13 protein-coding genes are annotated in these 14937 nt (G+C 59.9%); 11 read left to right on the top strand and 2 right to left on the bottom strand.

Annotation, left to right across the window (positions count from 1 at the left end; all coding sequences use genetic code 11):
- Window positions 1–31: 31 nt before the first annotated feature.
- From OO258_RS25675 to OO258_RS25645, 7 genes are read left to right on the top strand one after another with little or no spacing between them, the layout of a single operon-like run.
- Entirely contained in the window at window positions 32–691 is a 660-nt protein-coding gene (locus tag OO258_RS25675; protein ID WP_028697968.1) for a phage tail protein, read from the top strand.
- Window positions 692–700: 9 nt separating this feature from the next.
- Window positions 701–1084, top strand: a complete 384-nt coding sequence (locus OO258_RS25670; RefSeq protein ID WP_266034278.1) for a phage tail assembly chaperone — start codon at window positions 701–703, stop codon at window positions 1082–1084.
- On the top strand, window positions 1081–1398 hold the full coding sequence (locus tag OO258_RS25665; RefSeq protein ID WP_416309230.1) for a DUF1799 domain-containing protein: 318 nt from the start codon (window positions 1081–1083) through the stop codon (window positions 1396–1398). Before OO258_RS25670 ends, OO258_RS25665 begins: the two co-directional genes overlap by 4 nt.
- Window positions 1399–1401: 3 nt before the next feature.
- Complete coding sequence (locus OO258_RS25660) at window positions 1402–4860, top strand: phage tail tape measure protein (RefSeq protein WP_266034275.1); 3459 nt, start codon at window positions 1402–1404, stop codon at window positions 4858–4860.
- A complete protein-coding gene (locus tag OO258_RS25655; protein WP_266034273.1) occupies window positions 4860–5198 on the top strand; it encodes a phage tail protein in 339 nt (112 codons plus the stop codon). Before OO258_RS25660 ends, OO258_RS25655 begins: the two co-directional genes overlap by 1 nt.
- A gap of 8 nt (window positions 5199–5206) precedes the next feature.
- Window positions 5207–5956: a phage minor tail protein L gene (locus tag OO258_RS25650; RefSeq protein WP_266034271.1), complete on the top strand. Its 750-nt coding sequence runs from the start codon at window positions 5207–5209 to the stop codon at window positions 5954–5956.
- Window positions 5957–5958: 2 nt separating this feature from the next.
- Complete coding sequence (locus OO258_RS25645; protein ID WP_266034269.1) at window positions 5959–6714, top strand: C40 family peptidase; 756 nt, start codon at window positions 5959–5961, stop codon at window positions 6712–6714.
- Window positions 6715–6872: 158 nt separating this feature from the next.
- Here OO258_RS25645 and OO258_RS25640 read toward each other — a convergent pair whose 3' ends face one another.
- Window positions 6873–7463: a hypothetical protein gene (locus OO258_RS25640; RefSeq protein ID WP_266034266.1), complete on the bottom strand. Its 591-nt coding sequence runs from the start codon at window positions 7461–7463 to the stop codon at window positions 6873–6875.
- Window positions 7464–7699: 236 nt separating this feature from the next.
- On the opposite strand from OO258_RS25640, the gene OO258_RS25635 reads away from it, so the two are divergent.
- Entirely contained in the window at window positions 7700–8080 is a 381-nt protein-coding gene (locus OO258_RS25635) for a hypothetical protein (RefSeq protein ID WP_266034262.1), read from the top strand.
- A gap of 106 nt (window positions 8081–8186) precedes the next feature.
- Here the strand turns inward: OO258_RS25635 and OO258_RS25630 are convergent, their stop codons facing one another.
- On the bottom strand, window positions 8187–9179 hold the full coding sequence (locus tag OO258_RS25630) for a hypothetical protein (protein WP_266034259.1): 993 nt from the start codon (window positions 9177–9179) through the stop codon (window positions 8187–8189).
- A 168-nt stretch (window positions 9180–9347) separates the two neighbouring features.
- Here OO258_RS25630 and OO258_RS25625 point away from each other — a divergent pair, with 168 nt between their 5' ends.
- The 3 genes from OO258_RS25625 to OO258_RS25615 are packed head-to-tail and all read left to right on the top strand — an operon-like array spanning window position 9348 to window position 14488.
- Window positions 9348–9704, top strand: coding sequence for a hypothetical protein (locus OO258_RS25625; RefSeq protein WP_266034256.1), 357 nt, complete (start codon window positions 9348–9350; stop codon window positions 9702–9704).
- A 58-nt stretch (window positions 9705–9762) separates the two neighbouring features.
- On the top strand, window positions 9763–10365 hold the full coding sequence (locus tag OO258_RS25620) for a tail assembly protein (protein ID WP_266034253.1): 603 nt from the start codon (window positions 9763–9765) through the stop codon (window positions 10363–10365).
- 55 nt (window positions 10366–10420) lie between these two features.
- Complete coding sequence (locus OO258_RS25615) at window positions 10421–14488, top strand: phage tail protein (RefSeq protein WP_266034250.1); 4068 nt, start codon at window positions 10421–10423, stop codon at window positions 14486–14488.
- Window positions 14489–14937 lie beyond the last annotated feature (449 nt).

Here is a 14937-nt window from a genome sequence, read left to right as displayed (position 1 = left end):
CGCCCGGCGGGCTATCAAGAGGAAACACACCATGGCCGCACGCTTCCCGCTGCCAAACGGCGCGGTGCTGGAAATCGCACGCGTCATCGGCGCCGCCGTCCCGTTCACCGCGCTGTCCAACGCAAAGCCGCCGGTTGCTACCGCAGTCGGCCACAACATCGCGAACGGCGACATTCTGCTGGTTAACTCCGGCTGGGCGCTGATTAACGACCGAGCCGTCAAGGCTTCCGGTGTCGCCGCCGACGCCTTCTCCTTGGCCGGCCTGGACACCAGCGACGCCGAATTCTTCACCGCTGGCGCAGGCGTCGGCTCCGTTCTGCCTGTGTCGGACTGGGTGCAGATCTCCAAGGTGACCGGTTTCAACTCCGCAGGTGGTGAGCAGCAGTACACCACCGTCGGGTATCTGGAGGATGACGACGACAAGCAGTATCCGTCGAACCGCAACCCTCGGTCCCTGACCATCGCGGTTGAGGACCAGCCCAGCGCTGCCTACGTCGAAACCGTGGAGGGCTATGACGCCTCGAAAGAGCTGACGGTGATCCGCATGAAGCTTCGCAACGGCGACCAGATCCTGTACCCGGGCTACGTCAGCATCACGCCCGACCCAACCATGGAGCGGAACAACGTCATGACTCGAACCATCAGCGTCGGCCTGTCGGCTCGCTCGCTTCGTTACCTGGCCGGCGCGTAAGGAGCACTCATGGCAAAGATCAAGATCGCGCAGAACCCCACGTTCGCCGCTGTGGTGCAGGTTCCGCGCATTGGCGCAGAGCCGGCGCCGGTGGAGTTCCAGTTCCGCTACATGGACCGCCTGGCCCTGTCCGCAATGTTCGACCGCTGGAACAAGGCGCGTGATGCCTGGGCGGAGAAGGCACAGAAGGACGGGGCGACGTGGGAGGAGGTCACCACCGGTGAAATCGCCCTGCAGGCCGAGCAACTGGGCGAGATCGTCACTGGCTGGGATCTCGAGGACGAGTTCAGCGCCGAGGCCATCGCCGAACTGGTGCGCACCTGCACCGGCGCTCCGAAGGCGGTCATCGACGCCTTCCAGTCCGCCTACAGCCCGGCCCGCCTGGGAAACTGAGGGCGGCGGCACGGGCCTGCTACGAGCGCGGCCCGTCCGCCGAGCAACTGGCGGCGCTGGGGCTGACCCTCGATGACATCGAGGAAGAGGAAGTGGAGGTCTGGCCAGATGCATGGCCTGCCTTCCGCCTGTTCGATGCCATGGGTACACAGTGGCGGGTGGCTTCTGGCGGTCCGTCAGGCCTGGACTACGCCGCCATTCCTGCAGCGTCCTCAATGCTCGGCATCAAGCGCCGCGACCTCACCGACATTTTCCCCGATCTCCGCGTCATGGAGGTCGAGGCCTTGGCCGTCATGGCCGAATTCATGGAGTAGATCATGACCACCATTGCCTCTCTCGGTCTTCAGATCGACTCCGGTGATGCCGTTGAGGCCAAGGATAATCTCGACCAGCTGACGGCTGCCGGCAAGCGTAGCGAAGAGTCGGCTGGTCGAACGGGCCGGGCCTGGGAAACTGCCCTGGGCAGTCTGCAGGGTGATACCCGGCAGATCGTGCAGGAGCTTCAGGCGCTCAACGCCAAGCAGGCAGAGCTGGCGCAGCAAATGGCGACTGTGGGGCGAGCCGTTACCAGCGCATCCACGGCGTTCAGCAGCGCAGCGGCGAACATGGGGGCTTTTCGGACCGAGGCCGCACAGGCGGGCAAGGTGCAGGAGGCGCTTACCAGTGCCACGGATGCCGGAGCCCAGGCCGGCCGGCGCGCTGCCGAATCTGCTGACGAGCAGCAAGCCAGAATTCTGGCCGTGGCCAAGGCCTCGCTTGAGGCAAGCCAGTACGTCCAGTCGCTGAACCGGGCGACAGAGCAAAGTGCCGAGGTCACCTCCCAGGCGAACGCAGTTCTATCGGACAGTGCCAGCCGTCAGGCGTCCATCAATAGCCGGGCCCAAGCGCTCATCGCCACGGAGGAGCGTCAGGCGGAGGCGGCGAAGAAGGCCGCCGGCGCGCATCGGGAAGAAGGCCAGGCGCTCGACGAGCTGCTGGGCAAGATTGACCCGACCGTCGCAGCAATGAGCCGCCTGGACCAGATGGAGCAGAAGCTGAAGGGCTTCCGCACCAGTGGCGCGCTTGATGCAGAGACCTTCGGAGAGTACCAGACGAAGATCGACCAAGCGCGCACCGCATTGGGCGGCGCCGATGTTGCGCTGAACAAGACGGGCATGTCGGCCAAGGCCACCGCAGCAGCACTGCGCGGCGTACCGGCGCAGTTCACCGATATTGTGGTGTCCTTGCAGGGTGGACAGGCTCCGCTCCAGGTGTTGCTGCAACAGGGCGGACAGCTCAAGGACATGTTTGGCGGTATTGGGCCGGCTGTGCAAGCGCTCGGCGGCTACGTCTTGGGCCTGGTGAACCCGTTCACCGTCGCAGCTGCAGCGGTGGGCGTGCTCGGCTATGCCTATTACTCGGGCAGCGAAGATGCGGTCAGGTTTGAGAAAGCGCTGATCACCACCGGCAATGCCGCCGGCACAACATCGGATCGACTTTCCGGCATGGCCCGTGAGGTAGCGGCAACTGTCGGCACCACTGGCGCTGCAGCAGAGGTGCTCACCCAGCTAGCCAGCAGCGGCAAGGTAGCCTCTGGCAGCTTCGTCGAGATCACCGAGGCCGCACTGGAGTGGCGATCGGCAACCGGCAAGGCAGTCGAAGATACCGTCGCCGAGTTTGTGAAAATCGGCAAGGACCCGGTGACCGCCGCCAAGGAGCTCAACGAGCAGTACAACTTCCTGACAGCAATAACGTACTCGCAGATCGTCGCATTGAAGGAGCAGGGCGACACCATTGGCGCTGCCAAGCTGCTGACCGACACCTACGTCGATACCATCAAGAACCGCAGCAAGGAAGTCACCGAGAACCTCTCGATCTGGGAACGCGGCTGGAAGGCACTGCGGGGCGAGGTCGCTGCAACAGTCGATTCGGTCAAGAACATCGGCCGTGACCAGGATATAGCGAGCCGTATCGTCGAGACGCAGCAGCGTCTGGCAGCGGCGCAGAGTGCGGTGAATGGTGATCCTGACGACACCGCAGCACAGAAGAAGCTGACGGACGCCAACCTTGAGCTCAAAGCGCTCATCCAGCAGCGAGACACGCAGCAAGCCATCGCTAGGGCACAGGAGCTCGACGCCCAGCGGCAGCAGGCGGCAATTGTGGCGATCGGCAAGATCGACGCTTTGGAGAAGTCAGCCAGGACCAACGCAGAAAAGCGGGCGGACGCGCTGAAGGAGTACACCAAATCTCTCGAAGCGATCCGCAAGGTCAACCCGGATGATGAGCGGCTGAAACCCGAGAACATCGCTCGGGTGCAGGCTGACATCGCCAAGCAGTTCAAGGATACCGGCGGGCGCACCACGCCCGTCGACCTTTCCGGCTTCAACGACCAGAAGAACGCCCTGACAGCCATCCTGGCCGAATACAAAAACCACCAGAAGGAGCTGGACGCGGCGCAGAAGGCCGGACTCATCTCGCAGGAGTCGTATGCCGCCCAGCGCGCCGCGATCATTGAGCAGCAGAAGGTCGAGGTCACAAACGCCTACGAGGCCGAAATCCAAGCCTTGGAGGAAGCCAAAGGGCGCAGCAGCACCAGCGCCCAGCAGCGCATCCAATTGGACCAGAAGATCGCAGATGCCCGGGTGGCCATGGTCAAGGCGCAGAAGGACGCCGACACCGAGCTTTCGGTGCTGGCGACCAATGAGCAAGGCCGGCTGGCCAAGCAGGCCAGGGCAGTACAGACCTACACCGACGCACTAGACCAGCAGGTCCTTGCGCTGAGACAGCAGGGGCAGCGCTCCGCCGACAGCCTTGGGCTCGGTGATCGCCAGCGTGGCTTGCAGGATCAGCAGAACGGCATCACCGATCGCATGAATCAGCAGCGCTTGGACCTAGCCAACCAGTATGGCGACGGCTCCCGCGGCATGAGCCTCGATGAGTACAACCAGAAGCTGGCAGCCCTGAGCAAGACCGAAAGGGATCTTCAGGAAACCACCATTGCCAACTACGACGCGATGACCGCGGCGCAAGGTGACTGGCGCAAAGGCGCATCGTCGGCCTTCCAGAATTACCTGGATCAGGCACGGGATGTTGCCGGGCAGACGAAAAGCTTGTTCACGAATGCCTTCACGTCAATGGAGGATGCGGTCGTGAACTTCGCCATGACCGGCAAGTTCTCGTTCGCGGACTTCACCAAGTCGATTCTGGCCGACATGGTAAGAATCGAGACGCAGCGGGCTGCATCAGGTCTCCTCGGTAGCCTCGTGAGTTGGGGCGCCACTGCGGCCTCTGCTTATTTTGGCGGGGGTAGCGGCAATGGTATGGCTGCCGGTTCCGCAGGTGCTGTTTCCTCTAATCTCGGGGCTTCGCAGGCGGGATACGGCAGCGCCTATTTCCCCCAGGCTCTGGGCGGGGCTTGGTCGAATGGCGTGCAAATGTTCGCCAATGGGGGCGCATTTACCAACTCCATCGTCAGCACGCCCACGGCCTTCGGCATGGCCGGGGGCAAGTTGGGGGTGATGGGGGAGGCTGGCGACGAAGCTGTCATGCCTCTGACCCGCACGTCCGGCGGCCAATTGGGTGTCAGGGCGGTCGGAGGAGGATCTGGAACCGCTATTAGCCTGTCGGCTCCGATCAGCCTAGTCATGAAGGACCGCAGTAACGAGGGGATGCAGCTCGATCAAGCACTGCTTCAACAGAACATGCAGAAGCAGTTGCAGATTGCTGCAGAAAAGGCGGTCGCAGATTCGTGGCGCCCGGGCGGAGTGAGCTACCGAAACGCACAAGGGAAGCGCTGATGGCCATCGAGAAGTTCAGCTGGCCCACCCAGCGCGGTGAAACGCCAGAGATCAGTTACCGGGTACGCGAGTCTCGCTTCGGTGGTGGTTACCGGCAAACAGTGGGCGACGGTCCCAACAACAAGGAAGACAGCTACCCGATCACTGTGACCGGTACGAAGGCCCAGGTCCGCAAGATCATGGAGTTCTTTGACCGGCACGGGGGCGCCAAGGCCTTTCTATGGTCGACGCCGCTAGGTGATCTTGGGCTGTTTACCTGTAAGGATCCCAAGCCAACGCCTGTCGGCGGCGGTCGATTTAAGGTCTCCGCCACCTTTGAGCGGGCCTTCCACCCATAGGAACGAGCATGTCACTGATCAAGGACATCCAGACCCTAGAGCCTGGCAATGAGGTGTTGCTGTTCGAGCTGGATGGCTCGGATTTCGGCGCCGATACGCTGCGGTTCCATGGGCATGCAATCCCGCACACTGCACAGGATTTGGCTGCCGCTGGCGCGAACGCTGATCAGCTTCCGGCCAAGTCGATCTGGTGGCAGGGTAACGAATACGGCGCCTGGCCCATGCAGATCGATGGCATCGAAGCGAACTCGGACGGCACCGCCGTGCGCCCAACGCTGAGCGTGGGCAACGTCAATGGACGGATCACAGCCCTGTGCTTGGCCTTCGACAACCTGCTCGAGTTCAAGCTGACCATGCGCCACACGATGGCGCGTTACCTGGATGAGGTGAACTTTCCGGAAGGCAACCCTGAGGCCGACCCGACCGAAGAAGCTATTGAGGTCTGGTATATCGACCAGAAGGTGTCCGAGAACGGTATGACTGTGTCTTGGGAGCTCGCCAGCCCTGGCGATGTGGGCGGGGAGACAATCGGTCGGCAGATGACCCAGCTATGCCACTGGGCGATGACCGCCGGCTACCGTGGCCCGAACTGTGGATACACCGGCCCCTACTACGACTTGGACGGCAAGCCCACGGATGACCCGGCCAAAGACCAGTGCAACGGTTGCCTCGACTCAGGCTGCACCGTCCGGTTTGGCCAGGGCAACCAACTGCCCTTTGGCGGCTTCCCGGCCGTTTCCCTCATCGCACGGAGCTGACCATGCGCAAACACATCCTCGCCGCCGTGCAAGCGCACGCTGCGGCGGAATACCCGCGCGAGTGCTGCGGCCTGATCATTGCCGTGGGCCGCTCCCAGCGGTACATACCGTGCGACAATACCGCGACCGATCCGGCGGAGGAGTTCCGCATCTCACCGGAGCAGTATGCGGCCGCCGAGGACCAGGGCCAGGTGATCGGTATCGTGCACTCGCATCCGGACGCCACCAGCAGGCCTTCGTCCCGCGATCTCGCCATGTGTGAGGCGACAGGGTTGCCCTGGTACATCCTGTCGTGGCCGGAGGGCGATCTTCGCACTACCACGCCAACCGGTCACACAGCGCTGCTGGGCCGACCTTTCGTGCACGGCGCCTGGGACTGCTGGCAGGTTTGCGCGGACTGGTACAAGCGCGAGTGGGGGCTGGAGTTCCCGGCTTACGCCCGGGAGGAGGGATGGTGGGAGCAGGCAGACGGCCCTAGCCTATACGAACAGGCTTATGAGGCCGCCGGTTTCTACCAGGTCAGCCAGCCGCAACGCGGCGACATGATCGTCATGGCCGTAGGCCGCACGGTTCACCCGAACCACGCCGGCATCTACCTGGGCGCTGACGCTCGGGTGCCGGAGGAAGCGGTAGAGGTCTTCGGGCCTGGCCCGTTTATGCTGCACCACCTGCTGGGGCGGCCATCTGAAATCATTGTGTTCGGCGGGCCTTGGCTCGAACGTACGCGCCTTGTCCTGCGTCATCAGGACGCGAACTGAAGCGGATAGACTGCACTGCAAGGAGAAGGATATGAAGTCGACGATTGAACCTTCTGCCCTGAGCTGCATGCGTGCAGAGGACATAGCCGTATCCAGGGGCATGGTAGAGGTCGGTCTGGCAGTTTTGGAGGAAACTGATGACCGACCCTTTTCACGGCTCACGGTCGAAAGAGCTTTTCAGGAGATGTGCCTTCGCGGATTGCAAGAATCTGTTGCCTGGTCATGCGCCCAGAAAGCACCTCAAGGCCAAGAGAAATAGCCTGCATAATTTTCATCAGGCTCAAGCAAAGTTTTCTGATCTCCTCCAATGTAATCGCCGCGTTCGCCTTCTCTCGACCTCTGGGCTTGATAAGATCCGATAGCGTAGCGTGCTCGCCCTCATTCAGTCCCCACTGCCAATGTACAATTTTGTGGCGAGTGGGAGAGATCTTTTCAAAGGCGTCGACGCTGAACTCAAGATCTCTGGCTGTCTCAGCGTGCAGCCCGGAAATGTCGGAAAGCTTTGACTTGGTGTAGCGAACCATCCCGGCGATGGACATGTTAGTTTCGACACAGATGCGCTGGGCTTCGGCCACTGGCTTCCCAAGCATCAATGCAAATAGCTCGGCTATCCTCCACTCGACAGACGAATAGTTCGCGATGAACTGCCCGATTGCGTGCAAGTGAGAGTCAGAAGGGCCGCAGTCGTATTGACGGACCCAGTCAATGGAGAATGCGGGTCTCGGCTCAAATGCTTCATTCTTGCTCAAGTTTGCCTCCTAGCGTGTAGAACCCCAGTCCATGGGCTTTCCGGCAACGGACCGGGGCGGTTCGTTGGAGGCATGACGCTACTACGCCGCACAGAGAGCCGGTTACTGGGTTTTCGTACAGGGTGGGTGGGCAGCGGATAACCATCACTGCATGAGATAGTGATGGCTATTTGCCTTGCTGGTCGTCGACTGGCTACAATGCGAAGCTCAAATTAGGAAATTCAGCAGGTTATATTTTGAGCAATAAAACAGACATTCCGGCACTATCAGCTGCGGCGACTGCAAGTTCGGTTTCTATCTTCCTTGCTTCCGGGCCTTACAATTCGCTCAACCTTATCATGAGCCTGACGCTACTGCTCTTGGTCTGTGGTTACACCCTTTCAGCTAAGCGGACCTGCTTAGAATCTCTGGCCTTCTCATTTGTGTTGGCCTTTGTCGCATTACCTGGCATCGGATACATTCGTGAGTATCAGGTTGGTAGTTTGGCTCTCGATCATAGCCTGGTTACGGAGGATTTTATGCTCTTGACTTGGGGGTCCGTAATCGCACTTGTATTTTTGATGGATTATTTCATCTTCCAGCGTGCGGCCATAAAAAAAGAAGATGGCGCGGTCTAAGTTCCGGTCGAAAGCCCAGCCTCGCGCTGGGCTTTTTGCTTAACGGCTTGTATTGCACCATCGTTGCGCAGATTGAGTACCTTCTTAAATCACCAGCCCTGTCCAGTTACTTAGTGCCACAGGTATCTACCTTGGAAACTCTAAACACTAGCCATAGTGGGGTGGCCGATTTGACGCCAGTGCGAAGCTTTTTCTGCAGTGGGTCGTACGTGGCGTCTTGTAAACGATCTTTTACCGTGTCTTCAACTGATATCCTAATTAACGGGAAATAGCCTTCTCTCAGATACGGTTGATAGGTTTTGTTTGAGCGCCCGCTGGATGCCAGTGCAAAGGAGTGACGAATGATTACGTCATCTTCCTCGTTGAGCTCTTTATATGCCTTGTTGAACAGCTCCACGGCGCTGATCCCGACTGCTACATACCCTGCGCCAGTGAGTGATAAGGTTGCCCCGTTTAGGACCTCTGATGCAACATCCTTCAAACCCTTCCTTTGATCAGAAGGGATAATTGCGTTGACCTGGCTTGTTGCTTCGGCGATATCTTCGGTTACTGCCTTGATTTCATCTTTGTCCTTTTCAAGTAGAGTGACTTCGAAAGTTATGTCGCCGCCGTTGTAGGGTCTAGGTCCGTATACAGGGATATTTTCAAAGTGGAATGGCCGCCTAGCAATCTGGCCATTACCATTATGGATGAAGTACTCCGCTCCCTGTATTTTTCCGGAAGAATCTGCTGAAAGAGCTCTGCTGTTGGCCCGCTCGTAAATTGCTGTTGTTAAGACTACTTCGTTTCTAGTGGTGGATTTTCCGAAAATAGTTTCAAGGCCGGTTTCGAAATTCTGGTTGTAAAATCCGTCTACAAGGTCAACAACGATGCATTCTCCGGCCTCTAGAAGATCGCCTGTAGCGTCGGATTTGTTAATGTTGATGTCTTGTATTTTCAGCGGTGCGCTTCCAGTAGCAATGTTGGCAGGTGGATTGAGGGTGGCTGGTTTGGCGTATCCGATGAAGGAGTTCGACTCAAAGTGATTGGCCCTCTGCTGAAAAAATGCGCAGCTCTGGAGAAGTGGTAGGCAAAGCAAAATCTGAAGGTATGCACGCATCGTCAAACTCCTGCCGGGGCTATCTCACAATTCCGCGTTGCGCTTTGCTAGGTGGAGTAAAGCAAAGAGATATCAAAAAGCCAGTTGAGTTGGTCCAAGCCCTGTAGCTTAGTCTCCTAGACCGGTCAGGCTGTGGTAGATTGCCGGCCATCAACAAGGAGGGATCACATGCGAATTCTGATCGGTGCTCTGGGCCTGACCTTGGTTGCCGGGTGTGCGAGCGTTTCGGAAACTCGGAACAATCCGCCGCTTTTGGATCTGAAATCACAAAAGCCTGCCAAGGACGTCGCTGAATGCATTCGTGATAGCTGGCAGAGCACTACCGTTCTGGGCGCAAGCGTCGGTGGAATCCTTCAGTCATCCGGCAATCGCTACTCGGTTCTTGCTCCAGACGCTCAGGCGCCTTTGCACTTAGTCGATGTGGAGCCAAGCAAGGCCGGATCCACGGTGAAGTATCACTTCTACCGCAGATGGCAGTCGCCGCTTGAACGGGTCACCGATGCGGTGAAGGCGTGCGTCAAGTAGAGGACGCACTTATCTCAAGCCACCTTCGGGTGGCTTTTTTTGTTCCTGGAGGAAAGCCATGATCGCCTTTGCAATCGAACATCAACCAATGACCAACGTCCTGCTTTACGGAAAGCTTCGCCGATTCGGGCGGTCTTTCAGGCTATCCGTTCGGTCTCCTGCGGAAGCGATCAAAGCCCTCTGTATTCAGGTTCCTGGCTTCGAGCGGTTTATTGCCAATTCCAAGGCGGAGGGGCTCGAGTTTGCCATCTTCCGTGGAGCAAGAAACCTTGAAGAAAAGGAGCTCGGTTTCGGGGGAACTGGTGATATCCGAATAGCCCCGGTGATCACCGGCAGCAAGCGAGCAGGTCTGCTTCAGACCATCATCGGCGTTGCAATTGTGGCCTTGGCCTGGTGGAACCCGCTGGGCTGGTCTGCTGCCACAGCTCTCGCCGTTGGCATGGGCGGTGGATCGATGGCCGTGGGCGGTGTGATCCAAATGCTAAGCCCGCAGGCTCAAGGACTCACCATGAGTGGCTCTCCGGAGAACCTCCCGAGCTATGCCTTCGGCAGCGCCAAGAACACTACCGCGAGCGGAAACCCGGTGCCGATCTGTATCGGCAAGCGCCGCTGGGGCGGGGCGATCATCTCGGCCTCCATCGAGGCGCAAGACAAGGCTTAGGCCAACATAGCGAACAGACCGCCTTCGGGCGGTTTTTTATTGCCCGGAGGAAAGCATGGGCGCCACAGATCAGTTAGACATCACCGGCGCCAAGGGCGGCGAGAGCAAGCCAAAAACCCCGGTTGAGGCACCGGACAGCCTGCAGTCGACGAACATCGCCAAGATTCTTTTGGCGGTGGGCGAGGGCGAGTTCGACGGCACGCCGACCGATCGCGACATTTACCTCGACAACACGCCGATCATGGACGTCAGCGGCAATGTGAACTTCCCAGGTGTGAAGTGGGAGTGGCGCCGCGGGAGCGTTGAGCAGGATTACATCCAGGGCATTCCCTCGATCGAGAGCGAGAACACCGTCAACGTTGAGCTGCGCAGTGACAGCCCGTTCACGCGCTCGCTGAGCAACACGCAGCTGTCTGCGGTGCGCGTGCGCATGTCCTGGCCTCGCTTGGTCAGCCAGGACAGCAGTGGCAACACCAACGGCTACCGCATCGAATACGCCATCGATATCGCCACCGATGGAGGAGCGTACGTTGAAGCGCATCTGGGCGCAGTCGACGGTAAAACCACGAACGGCTACCAGCGCTCCGTGCGGGTCAATCTGCCTAAGGCAACCACCGGCTGGATGATGCGCGTCCGCCGGATCACCCCGAACGCCAATAGCGGCACCGTGGGTGACACGATGACCATTGCCGGCTACACGGAGATCATCGACCAGAAGCTCAGCTATCCGAACACCGCGCTCCTCTACATCGAGTTCGACGCCCAGCAGTTCCAGAACATCCCTGCGGCGACCGTGGACTGCAAGGCCAAACTCTGGCCTGTGCCGACCAATTACGACCCGGCGACCCGCACCTATACCGGTGTGTGGGACGGCACCTTCAAGCAGGCTTGGACCAACAACCCGGCATTCGTGACCTACGGCCTGTGCGTCGAGGACCGCTTTGGCCTGGGCAAGCGCATCAAGTCGTGGATGGTCGACAAGTGGGAGATGTACCGCATCGCCCAGTACTGCGACCAGCTGGTGCCGGACGGGATTGGCGGGCAAGAACCGCGCTACCTGTGCGACATGAACCTGCAGGGCCGCGCTGAGGCCTGGACCCTGCTGCGCGACCTGTCGGCCATTTACAGGGGCATGGTGTACTGGGCTCATGGCTCGCTGTTCATGCAGGCGGACATGCCGCGCGCCCAAGACATCGACTACGTGTTCACCCGGGCCAACGTTATCGACGGCGAGTTCGTCTACGGTGGCGCCGAGCGCAATACGCACTACAGCCGCGCCCTGGTCAGCTATGACAACCCGGCCAACAACTATGACACCGACGTTATCCCGGTGACCGATCTGGCGCTGCAGCGGCGGTTCCGCGACCGGCCAATCGAGATTTCGGCGATCGGCTGCACCCGCGCCTCCGAAGCCCAACGCCGTGGGAAATGGGCGTTGCTGAGCAACAGTCAGGACCGGACTGTCACCTTCAAGACCGGCATGGAGGGCCGTATTCCGCTGCCGGGCTACGTCATTCCTGTGGCTGATGAACTGGTGGCGGGCCGTCCGAATGGCGGGCGTATCTCTGCTGCTGCCGGCCGCGTTGTAACGCTCGACCGTGACACTCCGATCAAAGCTGGCGACCGGTTGATCCTAAACCTGCCGAACGGTACCGCCCAGGCCCGGACGGTCCAGTCGGTCAGCGGCCGTGCTGTCACGGTGACGGTGGCCTACAGCGTGCAGCCAGAGCCTGAACTGCAATGGGCGATCGACTACGACGACTTGGCTGTGCAGCTGTTCCGAGTGCTCAAGACAGTGCGCACCCAAGAGGGTGAGTACGAAATCACCGCACTCGAGTTCAACCCAAGCAAATTCGCAGCCATCGACACAGGCGCCAAGCTGGACGAGCGCCCGATCAGCGTCATCCCGGTCACTACCGTGCCGCCGCCGGCCAGCGTTGCGCTGACTTCGGCTTACGCCGTGGATCAGGGGATTGCGGTCAGCACCATGACCATCAGCTGGCCGGCGGTACCGGGGGCGGTTGCCTATGACGTGGAATGGCGCAAGGACAACGGCAACTGGATCAGGCTGCAGCGGGTTGGCACGTCCTCAGTGGACGTTGTCGGGATCTACGCCGGCGCCTACCTTGCCCGCGTGCGAGCTGTGAGCGCGTTCGACATCACCTCCACCTGGTGCTCGTCGATGCTGACAGAGTTGAAGGGCAAGGAGGGTGCGCCGCCCTCGGTCACATTCCTGACTGCGGATTCTCTCATCTTCAGTATTGGCCTGAAGTGGGGAATTCCGCCGGGTGCCGAGGACACCCAGCGGACAGAAATCTGGTACGGCCCGACCAATGATCTGGAGGCCGCGACCAAGCTGGCAGACCTGGCGTACCCGCAGACCGACTATGTGATGCAGGGCTTGCAGGCTGGCGTATCGTTCTTCTTTTGGGCGCGCCTGGTGGACCGCACGGGCAATATCGGCGCTTGGTACCCTGTCGGCAATGGGGTCTTCGGTCGATCGAGTTCCGACGCCGGCCCGATCCTTGAACTGATCAGCGGCCAGATCACCGAGAGCGAACTCGGCCAGGAGTTGCTGAAGGAAATCGAGAAAATCTCGGGCGACTTCCCGGGCTCCGTCAACGACCGGATCAACGAGGCGAAACAGGAGCTGGAGGACCTGATCGCCGAGCTGACCGACCCGCTCGAGTACGTGGCCACCAACACCTACGCCAAGGACGACGCCGTGCGCAGCGGACAGCGCTTGTACATGGCCATTGCGCCGGTATCGGCGGCAACTGATGGAAGCAACGCGCCGCCGAACCCGACTTACTGGATCGATATCGGCAGCATTGCCTCGACGGCAAATGGCCTGGCGCAGGCGGTGGCCAAGAACACCACTGACATCAAGACGGTCGAGGGCAAAATCGAGGTCACTGCCGCGATGCTCCAGGCTGTTCAGTCGGCGTACCGTGACGATAACGGGGAGGGGGATCTAAACGACGCGCTGCGCGGTTGGGACACCCTGGCCAAGGTTTCCGAAGAAGCTCGCACCCGAGCGACCCAGAACGAGGCCATGGCCAGCCGGGTGACCACGGTCGAGGCGCGCGTAGACGGCAACATGGGCAGCATCCGCAGCCTGGAGCAGACGGTAGTCACGAACGAGCAGGCCACGGCCAGCAGATTCATGGACGTGAATACCAAGGTGGGCAGTAATACGGCTGGCATCTCGGCGCTGGAAAAAACCGTATCGGACAACGAGTCGTCTACGGCTTCGCGGTTGCAGACTGTCAACTCTCGGGTGGACTCTACGAACGAAGCGCTCAATCAAGAGAAGGCTGACCGCGCCGACGCTATAGCCGGTGAGCGCGCGCTGCGTGAGGCTTCCATCAGCGACGAGGCCACAACCAGGGCAGATGCTGACCAAGCCCTTGGCACGCGCATCGGCTACATGGAAGCGTCGTTCACCGTGCCGCAGGCTGAGCGAGACGATAGTGGCGAGGGCGCGCTGGCTGGTGCACTGAAGGGCTGGGAGAACACTGCCAAGATCGCTGACGAGTCGAAGGTTCGGGCGTCCGAGATTGAGGTCCAGGCGCGGCGCACCGAAACGCTGGAGGTGTCGTTCAATTCGGCGCTGGATAAAGCCAACGGTGAAATACAGAAAACCAGCGCCTCGGTGCAGGTCACCAGTCAAGCTTTGGCCGCACTCGATAACAAGGCCAGCACGATGTGGTCGGTCAAGATGCAGGTTAACGCCCAGGGGCAGTACGTTGCCGCGGGCATTGGTCTTGGCATCGAGAACGGGCCGGCCGGCCTGCAAAGCCAGTTCCTGGTCGCGGCCGACCGGTTCGCGGTGGTCAACGGCATCAACGGCACGCTGGTGAGTCCGTTCACTGTTCAGGGCGGCCAGGTATTCATGAACTCTGCTGTCATCAGGCAGGCAGACATCGTCAACTTGATCATCACGGGAGAACTACGCAGCGCCGACTACCTTGCTGGTCAACGGGGTATCAGGATCAACTTCGTGACCAACGAAATTGAGATCAACGAGGCCACCACCGATGGGCGCAACACTCTTACTGCTGCTGGCACCAAGGTGTATGCAGGTAGCGTAGATGTGGTCACGCTTGGAAGGCTCAGCTGATGGCTGTTTATGGGCTCAGGGTAAAACACCCTGCAACCGGTGCTGTGATTCTGGAAGTCACCGATCGAATCACGAGGATCATTGGCTCTTTCAGCACTGGTACGACCAGCGGATCTTTCACAGTGCCCAGTTCCTTGGGCGCTGCCTTTTTCATTTGTGCTGTCGCTAGCAATTTCGATGCTATGCAGACAACCCCTGAGATTAGCGTCAGTGGAAATACGGTCACCTGGACGTTCGTATCGGCGGTGGGCTACACGCCCACACCTGTGCTCATCCAGTATGGAGTTTATTGAATGGCCGAGTACGGACTCAGAATTAAGAATGGGCGGTTGCAGGAGCTGAGTGCAACACAGTTACTGGATTGAGGCGGGAGCCTCGTGATGCTTGGCCATCAGCTCGGTCATGACCTCGATGGGGCACTTGAAACCGAAGCGCTTACGCGGTCGGAT

The sequence above is a fragment of the Pseudomonas sp. DCB_BI genome, assembly GCF_026240995.1.
GTDB lineage: Bacteria > Pseudomonadota > Gammaproteobacteria > Pseudomonadales > Pseudomonadaceae > Aquipseudomonas.
Note: the sequence above shows the minus strand (reverse complement) of the source record. Positions and strands in the feature narration are given on the sequence as shown.